Annotated in this window: 10 protein-coding genes and 1 pseudogene; 6 read left to right on the top strand and 5 right to left on the bottom strand. The window is 69.9% G+C overall.

Annotated features, from left to right (window positions below; genetic code table 11):
* Nucleotides 1–208 (top strand): annotated as a pseudogene (locus tag ACP95_RS14355) (hypothetical protein); the annotation flags it as partial.
* Between the two features lie 90 nt (nt 209–298).
* On the opposite strand, the gene ACP95_RS14350 reads toward ACP95_RS14355, so the two are convergent.
* Nucleotides 299–1,372, bottom strand: a complete 1,074-nt coding sequence (locus ACP95_RS14350) for a phytoene/squalene synthase family protein (RefSeq protein ID WP_049981859.1) — start codon at nt 1,370–1,372, stop codon at nt 299–301.
* A gap of 132 nt (nt 1,373–1,504) precedes the next feature.
* Here ACP95_RS14350 and ACP95_RS14345 point away from each other — a divergent pair, with 132 nt between their 5' ends.
* Nucleotides 1,505–2,644: an acyl-CoA dehydrogenase family protein gene (locus ACP95_RS14345; protein ID WP_049981858.1), complete on the top strand. Its 1,140-nt coding sequence runs from the start codon at nt 1,505–1,507 to the stop codon at nt 2,642–2,644.
* 7 nt (nt 2,645–2,651) lie between these two features.
* Here the strand turns inward: ACP95_RS14345 and ACP95_RS14340 are convergent, their stop codons facing one another.
* The 4 genes from ACP95_RS14340 to ACP95_RS14325 form a co-directional block, all read right to left on the bottom strand.
* Complete coding sequence (locus ACP95_RS14340; RefSeq protein WP_049981857.1) at nt 2,652–3,614, bottom strand: inorganic phosphate transporter; 963 nt, start codon at nt 3,612–3,614, stop codon at nt 2,652–2,654.
* A 366-nt stretch (nt 3,615–3,980) separates the two neighbouring features.
* Nucleotides 3,981–4,898, bottom strand: a complete 918-nt coding sequence (locus ACP95_RS14335) for a mechanosensitive ion channel family protein (protein WP_082224702.1) — start codon at nt 4,896–4,898, stop codon at nt 3,981–3,983.
* Nucleotides 4,898–5,140: a YhbY family RNA-binding protein gene (locus tag ACP95_RS14330; RefSeq protein ID WP_049981856.1), complete on the bottom strand. Its 243-nt coding sequence runs from the start codon at nt 5,138–5,140 to the stop codon at nt 4,898–4,900. The genes ACP95_RS14335 and ACP95_RS14330 overlap by 1 nt, the downstream gene beginning before the upstream one ends.
* 54 nt (nt 5,141–5,194) lie before the next feature.
* Nucleotides 5,195–5,479 carry a ribonuclease P gene (locus ACP95_RS14325; RefSeq protein WP_049981855.1) on the bottom strand — a complete coding sequence of 95 codons (285 nt, stop codon included), beginning with the start codon at nt 5,477–5,479 and terminating at the stop codon, nt 5,195–5,197.
* 230 nt (nt 5,480–5,709) lie between these two features.
* Here ACP95_RS14325 and ACP95_RS14320 point away from each other — a divergent pair, with 230 nt between their 5' ends.
* From ACP95_RS14320 to ACP95_RS14305, 4 genes are all read left to right on the top strand, one after another.
* Nucleotides 5,710–6,777, top strand: a complete 1,068-nt coding sequence (locus tag ACP95_RS14320) for a glycosyltransferase family 4 protein (protein WP_049981854.1) — start codon at nt 5,710–5,712, stop codon at nt 6,775–6,777.
* A 25-nt stretch (nt 6,778–6,802) separates the two neighbouring features.
* On the top strand, nt 6,803–7,912 hold the full coding sequence (locus ACP95_RS14315) for a glycosyltransferase (RefSeq protein ID WP_049981853.1): 1,110 nt from the start codon (nt 6,803–6,805) through the stop codon (nt 7,910–7,912).
* A 44-nt stretch (nt 7,913–7,956) separates the two neighbouring features.
* Nucleotides 7,957–8,160: a DUF1918 domain-containing protein gene (locus ACP95_RS14310; protein ID WP_049981852.1), complete on the top strand. Its 204-nt coding sequence runs from the start codon at nt 7,957–7,959 to the stop codon at nt 8,158–8,160.
* Nucleotides 8,161–8,232: 72 nt separating this feature from the next.
* Nucleotides 8,233–8,676: an RNA-binding protein gene (locus ACP95_RS14305; RefSeq protein ID WP_049981851.1), complete on the top strand. Its 444-nt coding sequence runs from the start codon at nt 8,233–8,235 to the stop codon at nt 8,674–8,676.
* Nucleotides 8,677–8,832: the final 156 nt, after the last annotated feature.

The raw sequence follows: 8,832 nt of genomic DNA, 5'->3' as shown, positions 1-8,832 counted from the left end.
CGGCCCCGGCGGCATGGGCGGCGGCGCGCCCGGCATGGGCGGCGGTCCCGGCGCCATGGGCGCCGAGGGCGCCGAAGAGGGCGGCGACGCCGGCGGCCGACAGGCCCAGGCCACCGAGGACATGGTGCGCGAGGTGCGCCAGCTCCGTGACGAGGTCCGCGACGCGACGCGGGAGCTGCGCCGGATCGCCGACGCGCTCGAGGACTGAGGCGGCGGTTTCTGCGACGTTTTTCGATCGACTGCGGAGAGGCGTCGCTGGCTATCGAGCGACGGGTGAGTGAGAACCGAGAGGGGCCGATCAGTCCGCGCTGGTCGGCTGCTGGTGGAACGGCCCGCTCGCGATGCGCTCGCGGAAGGAGGGCAGGGCGTCCCGGCCCTTCGAACTCATCGCGCTCACGACCGCGAACACCTCCTTCCGGGACACTTTCACGCCGGACTCGGTGAGCACGTCCTCGGGGTGTTCGCGCACTTCCCGGAGCGTCCCGACCGCGAGGAGGAACGGCACCGCCCACGCCTCGAGCGTGTTGCCGTCCCGGAGGGGGACGTGCTGGAGGTACGTCCCCGCGTCGTCGAGGTACGAGCGCGCGAGGTCCGTCGTTCGGCGGACGACCGAGGTCGCACCTTCGCGCTTCTCGGGGTCGAGCACCTCGTCCTGCTCGAGCCCCTCCTCGGCCAGCCACTCGGCGGGGAGGTAGACGTTGTTCTCCTCGCTGTAGTCGTCGTACACGTCCTTCGAGACGTTCACCAGCTGGAGCAGGAGCCCGAACTCCTCGGCGGTCTCGTAGAGCGTCCGCTCGCGCTCGGCGTCGATCTCGCCGCGAGTGACGAGGTTGGTGATGAGGTTGCCCACGGTGCCGGCGGCGTAGTAGCAGTACTCCTCCAGTTCGCGCTTGTCGTCGATGCGGAGGCCGCCGTCGTCGGCGTAGCGCTCGACGAAGTCGGCCATCCCGTCGACCATCTCCCGGACCGGCGGGGTGATCGCCTCGCGCACGTCCGCGGGCAGCGTCTCGAACGTGGCGACGATGCGGGGCGCGCTCGCGACGACCGCCCAGTCGGCGTTGCGCTCCGCCTCGGCGGGCAGCCACTCCTCGACCTCGGCGGCGAACTCCTCGGCGGTGGTGTCGTCGTCGGGGTCGACGACCGCGTCGTACGTCCGGAGGAGGGCCGCCTGCTCCGCGGGCGGGATGTGGGAGGCGTCCTCGACGGTGTCGGCGACCCGGCAGAGGAGGTAGCCCAGACAGATGTACGAATCCATCGGCTCCTCGAGCACGTCCACGGTGAGCGCGAACGTGCGTGAGACGTCTTGGACGGCCTCGTGGCACCACGCGAGGTCTTCCGGCGGAACGTCGGCGAGGGGGTCGGGTCCGGGCATTCGGTTTGTGGGCCCTATGACGAGCGGCGTTAAAAGTCTCTCCCAAGCGGGCCGCTGGCGGGGTTCCGACCGCCCGCGCGGGGTCAGGACGGGGTAGAAAACCCTAAGCCCGCGCCGGGAGGAGTCGAAGGTATGGACTTCGGGCTGAACGCCGAGCAGCGACAGATCCGCGACACCGTCGCCGAGTTCGTCGACGAGGAGGTAGTGCCCCGCGCCCCCGAGATCGACGAGAGCGACGAGCACCCCGACGACCTGGTCGACCAGATGGCCGACCTCGGCCTGATGGGGATGCCGTTCCCGACGGAGTACGGCGGCGCCGGGCTCGACTACCACAGCTACGCCATCGGGATCGAGGAGATCTCCCGGGGATCAGGCGGCCTCGGCACGATCGTCGCCGCCCACACGTCGCTGGCGGGCAACATGCTGTACGAGTTCGGCGACGAGCACCAGAAGGAGGAGTACCTCACCCCCCTCGCCGCGGGCGAGGATCTCGGCGCGTTCGCGCTCTCGGAGGCCGGCGCCGGCAGCGACGTGCCGGCGATGACGACGACCGCCGAGAAGGACGGCGACGAGTACGTGCTGAACGGCGGGAAGCTCTGGACCTCCAACGGCTCGGTCGCCGACACGGTCACCGTGTTCGCGAAAACCGACCCCGACGCCGGCAACAAAGGGATCTCCTCCTTCATCGTCCGTCCCGAGGCGGACGACGGGTTCATCGTCGAGAACACCGAGCACAAGCTCGGCGACAAGGGCTGTCAGACCGCCGAGCTCCGGTTCGACGACCTCCGGCTCCCCGAGGAGCGGCTCATCGGCGACGAGGGCGACGGGTTCATCCAGTCGCTCAAGACGCTCAACGGCGGCCGCATCTCCATCGCCGCCCGCGGCGTCGGCATCGCTCGGGCCGCGAAGGAGGCCGCCGCCGACTACGCTACCGACCGCGAGCAGTTCGACCAGCCGATCGCGGAGTTCCAGGCGATCCAGCACAAGCTGGCCGACATGGACACGAAGGTGCAGGCCGCGAAGCTGCTGATGCACAAGGCCGCCGACCTGAAGATGGACGGAGACGACTACATCAAGGAGGCCGCCCAGGCGAAGCTGTACGCCAGCGAGGTGAGCCGCGAGGTGGCCAACGAGGCGATCCAGGTCCACGGCGGCTACGGCTACACGAAGGACTTCCCCGTCGAGCGCTACTACCGCGACGCGAAGCTCAACGAGATCTACGAGGGCACCAGCGAGGTGCTTCGGAACACGATCGCCGACCGGATGCTGTAGCCGGCGCTCAGACGAGTTCGACCGCGCTGTACAGCGCGTAGGCGACGCCGGTCGACCCCGCGAGCGTCAGCACCCAACTCGCCAGCGTCCCGGCGTACTTCCGGGTGTCGACGCCCGAGCCGGCGCCAGCGAACCCACAGCCGGCGATGCTGTTGATGATGATGTGGTTGTAGGAGATCGGCACCCCGAGCACGTTCGCGATCACCTGCACCATCGGGATCGCGGTCAGCAGCACCGCGAGCGACGTGCGCTTGCCCAGGCTCGCGTACTGGCGGCCGACCGCCTGCAGCATCACGGGGCTCTTGGTGAAGGCGCCGGCCGTGATCCCCAACCCGCCGAACGCGATCAGCGGGAGGATGCCGAACCCGAACTCACGAACCGTGCCCACGAGCGGGCCGACCGCCAGCCCCACCTGCGAGCCGCCGCCGATGAACGAGAACACGATCCCCGCGAACAGCACCGCCTTGTCGATGGTTCGGTCCGCGCGATCCGATTCTGGGACGTACCGACGGATGAGCTGAACCATCCCGTAGGCCAGGCCGACCGCGACGACCCCGGAGAGCACCCACGAACTCAGCGTGAGCGACCAGTAGTCGAGGTTCGGCCGGTAGCCCGCGGCGAGCCCGGCGCCGGCGACGCCGCCGAACGTCGAGAACGCCACCGGGATGGAGTGCTCGAGGTAGATCCCCAGGCCGACGAAGATACCGATGACGACCAGTGCGATCGTTCCGATCTCGAAGGTGACGGCGCCGGAGACGATGCGTGTGCCGACGCCGCGGGTGACCGCCGCCCCCTGGACGACGGCGCCGATAAAGCCGACCAGGCCGACGAAGAAGGCGCCGCGGAGGACGCCGATGGAGTTCGAGCCGATGGCCGGCGCCATCGACACCGAGACGCTGCTCGCGCCTGTCACGGCGGCGACGAGGAAGGAGATGACGAGCCCCAGTCCCAGCAGGAGTGCTGATGGCACGGTGTTAGGTACGGGCCGGGTACTGCCGCAGTAAAACCCGTCGGATCCGGAACCGTCGGCGCGCTGAACGACAGTCACGCGGCGCCGACGGGCGGCACAGGTCCACCCCTCGACCGGGGCGAGAGACGGCTGCGGCCCAAGAGTTAATCCCCCAGAAAACGGAACGGGACGACGGTGGACGCGCCACCGAGGTCGATGAGTTCCGACAGCCCGACAGCGCGGATCGTTGGGAAGTCAGTCCACGCTCTCGACGTCACGCCGGCCGAGGGGGAGAGCTGGCCGGTGTTCGGGGGCGACGACTGAACACGGATCCGCTCCGGTCCGTCGCGGACCCCCTCCCAGTATTCTGCGGGACGCCGACCCCGACTACTCCCGAACGTGCTCCGGCGGTAGTTCGAGCCGCCCCGAGATGTCCCGCTGCGGGAACGGGATCTCGATGCCCGCCTCGTCGAAGCGCTGTTTGACGTTCCTGACGTACTCCGAGCGGATCTTCACGAAGTCCGCCCGCGAGGGGTTCTCGATCCAGATGCGCGAGCGCAGGCCGACGTAGGAGTCCGCGAGCTCTGTCAGGCGGACGCTGGGTTCGGGCTCCGAGAGGATCTCCGGGTGGCGCTCGGCCTCGTCGACGATGATCTCGGTCGCCTCCTCCACGTCGTCGTCGTAGCCGACGCCGAACGTGAACTGCAGGCGCAGCGTGTCCTTCGCGACGGGGTTCTTGATCACGCCGTCCGTGAGCTGGGAGTTCGGCACCGTGAGCAGCTCGTTGTCGAACGTGCGCACGCGAGTCACGCGGAAGGAGATGTCCTCGACGATGCCGGAGTTGCCGTCCCACTCGATCCAGTCGCCGATGCGGAACGGGCGGTCGGTGTAGATGAACAGGCCGGCGACGAAGTTGGCGATCACGTCCTGCAGCGCGAAGCCGATCGCGAGCGTCGCCGCGGCGGCGATCGTCGCGAGCGACTGGAGGAAGTCGCCGAAGCCGGCGAAGCCGAAGGCGACGGTGATCCCGACGAACACGATCAGCACCGACGCGAGCTTCCGGATCGGCCGGCGCGCGTGCTCGTCGAGCCCGCGGGCCTCCAGCACGCGGTCGAGCAGCGGCGTGACCGTCGCCTTCCCGGCGAGGTACACGGCCGCGAACACGACGGCGAACACCACCGCGGCGCCGACGGCGTTGGCAAGCACCGTCGGGAGGAACTGGTCGAGGAAGGCGGCGACCACTTTGTTCGCGCCGGCAGCCGACCCGCCGGCGGCTGGCGTCGCCGTCGTCTGCAGGATCGCCATCAGTGCAACACCGCGGTGTGCCCGCGGGTCTCGATCACCTCCGCGCCCACGCGGTCCGCGAGATCAGCCGCCAGCGCCTCGGTGTCGTCGGTCCCCCGGGCCGACCGGAGGAACTTCACTTTCACCAGCTCGCGGTCGTCGAGCTGGTCCGCGAGCTCGTCGACGACGGCGTCGACGCCGCTTTTCCCCACCCACACGGTCACGTCGACGTCGTGTGCCTGCTTGCGTAACTCCTCGGACATTGTTACCGGAAACACTCCCCGGGGAATCTTTGAACCTTCGGTATCGCCACCGGCTCAGTCACGGTAGGGGTAGCGCGCGGTCGCGCCGCAGTCACAGCGCCTGATCACGCGCCCGCGCCGGACGCGGACGCGGACGTTCACGCCCGGGCGCTGGTACACGTCGCAGGCGTCGCAGGTCGAGCGTGCGAACTCGCGGGGGAGCGAGAGGCGGTGGCGCTCGGCGAGTCGCCGGGCCAACCGGACGTACTCCCGCGAGCGGTCGAACTCCCCCTCGTCGGTGGCCGCCGCCGCCAGCTCGGCGAGTCGCTCGATCCGCTCGGCGGCGATGTCGGCGCCCATCGGTCGTTCCCACCCAACGCGGCGCCGCGGTTATCGCTTTCGGGGACCGCCCACGGGCGGCCGCGTGTCGGCGACGCCGGGGTCGGACGAGCCCCGGCTGGGCGGGCCACTCGCAAGCCGGAACGCTACTCGATCGGTTCGGCACCCGTCAGCCGGAACGTTGGTCCATCGATCCGGCACCGGTCAGCCGGAACGTTGATTCATCCGACCAGCCAACGACGACGAAACCCGTGCGCGTCCTCGACTACCTCGAACAGGAACATCGGATCCGCGGCGGGATCGTCACCGCCACCCGCCAGCAGCGGAAGGCGCTCGACGCGGCGGGCGTCGACGTGATCGAGTCGCCGTGGGTCAGCGACGGCCCCGTCGACGCCGCCCGGTCGCGACTGACCGGCGGGCGCGCGTTCCGCGAGTACGACGTGGCCCACTGCAACGTCGTCGGCCCCGGGAGCGTCGCCGTCGCCCGCCACGCGAAGCGCAACGAGATCCCGCTCGTGCTCCACGCCCACGTCACCGCCGAGGACTTCGGCGAGTCGTTCCGGCTCTCCGACCGGCTCGCGCCCGCGCTGCGACCGTACCTGCGGTGGTTCTACTCGCAGGCGGACCTGGTGCTCTGCCCCAGTGAGTACACGAAGGGCGTGCTGGAGTCCTACCCCGTCTCCGCGCCGATCGAACCGGTGACCAACGGCGTCGACATCGACTCGCTCTCGGGGTTCGAGGAGCTGCGCGAGCCGACGCGCGAGCGCTTCGACCTCGACGGGATGGTGGTGTTCTGCGTCGGCGAGGTGTTCGAGCGCAAGGGGCTGACGACGTTCTGCGAGGTGGCCCAGCGCACCGAGTACGACTTCGCGTGGTTCGGCCACTACGAGGCGGGCGCCGCCGCCGGCGAGGCGACGCGCTACTGGACGAACAACCCGCCGGAGAACGTCACGTTCACCGGCTGGATGGACGACAAGCGCGCCGCCTTCGGCGCCGGCGACGTGTACCTGTTCCCGACGAAGGACGAGAACCAGGGGATCGCCGCGCTGGAGGCGATGGCCACCGGGAAGGCGGTCGTGCTCCGGGACATCCCGGTGTTCGAGGAGTACTTCACCCACGGCGAGGACTGCCTGAAGTGCGACAGCCGCGAGGAGTTCGTCGACGCCCTCCGGCGGCTCGAGGCGAACCCCGACCTCCGGGAGCGACTGGGCGAGAACGCCCGGGAGACCGCCCGGGAGCACTCGCTGGACCGCGTCGGCGACCGGCTGGTCGCGCAGTACGAGCGGCTGCTGGGGGAGAACCATTCCGGAACCCCTTAACGGCACCTCGGCCAACCGCTCGCCCATGGAGTCGGTCGCGGCCTTCACGGACACCTACCTGCCGACGGTCAACGGCGTCACCTACACCGTCGAGAGCTGGCGGGACCGCTGGCAGGCCCGCGGCGGCCGGATGGCGGTCGTCTACCCGGGCTCCCCGGACCGGACGCCCGACGCCGGCGAGTACCCCCTCCGGTCGCTGCCGCTGCCGATCTACGCCGGCTACCGGCTGGGGCTTCCGCGGATCCCCGACGCCGTCACCGACGTCGACCTCGTCCACGCACATACGCCGTTCGCGATCGGGCTCGCTGGGCTGCGGCTGGCGCGCAAGCGCAACCTGCCGTTAGTCGCCTCCTTCCACACGCCGACCGAGGAGTACGCCAACTACCTCTCCTCGTGGGAGCCGGTTCGGGAGCGGACCGCCGCGATGAGCCAGCGCTACGAGTCGTGGTTCCTCGGCGCTGCCGACGCGGTGATCGTCCCCTCGGAGTCGACCGGCGAGTACGTCCGCGACAGCCTCGGCGTCGACGACCCGCAGGTCGTCCCGAACGGCGTCGACACCGAGCGGTTCCGCCCGGTCGACCCGGCTCCGTTCCGCGAGCGCCACGGGCTCCCCGCGGACCGGACGCTGGTCGGTTACACCGGCCGCCACGGCCACGAGAAGTCGCTCCCGGCGATCGTCGACGCCTGCGACCGCCTCGACCGGGAGGTGACCGTCGTGTTCGGCGGCGACGGCCCCGCGCGGGCGGAGCTGGAGGCGGCCGCCCGGGAGCGCGACCTCGACGCGCGCTTCCTCGGCTTCCTCGACCGGGAAGAGCTGCCGGCGTTCTACGCCAGCCTTGACGCGTTCCTGTTCCCCAGCCCGGTCGAGACCCAAGGGCTGGTCGCGCTGGAGTCGTTCGCCTGCGGGACGCCGGTCGTCGGCGTCGACAGCGGCGCGCTGAGCGACACCGTCGACGACGGCGAGACGGGCTATCACTTCGAGCGCGGCGACGTGGACGGGTTCGCCGACGCGATCGCGCGGACGCTCGCCGAGCGCGAGCGCCTCAGCGAGAACTGTCTGGACCGCCGGGCGTCGATCAGCGTCGACCACGCCGTCGACCGGTTGGCGGAGATCTACGCCGCGGTTCGGCAGTGAGCCGAATCACGCCGTTTAAACCCACGCCGGCGGAACGAACGGGTATGAGCTTCGAGAAGGGCGACGTGGTTGTCCTCCACGACGAGCACAGCGAGTTCGACGGCGAAGAAGGCGAGATCACGCAGGTGATGGAGACGATGTTCGGCGACCCCAACTACACGATCGTGTTCGAGGAGGGGCAGGAGGCCGGCATCCCCGAGGACCAGCTCGAACTGGTCGCGGAAGCCGACGAAGCCGACGAGGAGTAACGCGGTTCCGACTCGGCGGCCGGCGATCGCCGTCGAGGAAGCCTTTTGCGCGCGAGCGACCTACGACCGATCATGCCGAGCGTCCCGTTTCACTACGTCGACCTGCGGACCTTCTGCTACGCCACCGAGGACGAGAAGCGCGTCGAGCAGGCGCTGCGCCGGTTCCTGCCCGAGGAGTACGAGATCGAGCGCGCGGTGAACCGGGGGCACCACGGCGATCGGATCGTGGTGTTCTCCGCGCGCGTCGACAACGCCGACGACGTGCGCCACGTGCTCCGGCAGCTCAGCGAGCTCTCCGACATCGAGGACGTGATGGACGAACTCGACGAGCGCGTCGACGAGAACTGCGCGTTCTTCCTCCGCCTGGACAAGCAGGACGCGTTCAAGGGGGAAGTCGACCGCGGCGAGGGGATCACCCTGCGCGCGAAAGTCGAGGCCTACCCCGCGAAACAGCCCGCGGCCGTCGAGAACGCCCGGGAGGCGCTGGAGCAGGCCCGCGAGGCCACAGAGAGCTGATTTTCACACGGCAGCAGGCTCCGGATTCGCCGGACCGAGCCGGCGAGCGGTCGCTCGTCCCCTGGCTACACACAGACACGGCATCACGCTCCGGGCTCGCCGGACGGAGCCGGCGAGCGGTCACTCGTCCCCTGGCTACACACAGACACGGCATCA

Source organism: Halolamina rubra (assembly GCF_000739555.1).
Lineage (GTDB): Archaea > Halobacteriota > Halobacteria > Halobacteriales > Haloferacaceae > Halolamina > Halolamina rubra.
Note: the sequence above shows the minus strand (reverse complement) of the source record. Positions and strands in the feature narration are given on the sequence as shown.

Coding starts and splice junctions, on each gene's coding strand:
- ACP95_RS14310 (WP_049981852.1), top strand. CDS start 7,957: ATGAGCTTCGAGAAGGGCGACGTGGTTGTCCTCCACGACGAGCACAGC.
- ACP95_RS14330 (WP_049981856.1), bottom strand. CDS start 5,140: ATGTCCGAGGAGTTACGCAAGCAGGCACACGACGTCGACGTGACCGTG.
- ACP95_RS14305 (WP_049981851.1), top strand. CDS start 8,233: ATGCCGAGCGTCCCGTTTCACTACGTCGACCTGCGGACCTTCTGCTAC.
- ACP95_RS14325 (WP_049981855.1), bottom strand. CDS start 5,479: ATGGGCGCCGACATCGCCGCCGAGCGGATCGAGCGACTCGCCGAGCTG.
- ACP95_RS14315 (WP_049981853.1), top strand. CDS start 6,803: ATGGAGTCGGTCGCGGCCTTCACGGACACCTACCTGCCGACGGTCAAC.
- ACP95_RS14345 (WP_049981858.1), top strand. CDS start 1,505: ATGGACTTCGGGCTGAACGCCGAGCAGCGACAGATCCGCGACACCGTC.
- ACP95_RS14350 (WP_049981859.1), bottom strand. CDS start 1,372: ATGCCCGGACCCGACCCCCTCGCCGACGTTCCGCCGGAAGACCTCGCG.
- ACP95_RS14335 (WP_082224702.1), bottom strand. CDS start 4,898: ATGGCGATCCTGCAGACGACGGCGACGCCAGCCGCCGGCGGGTCGGCT.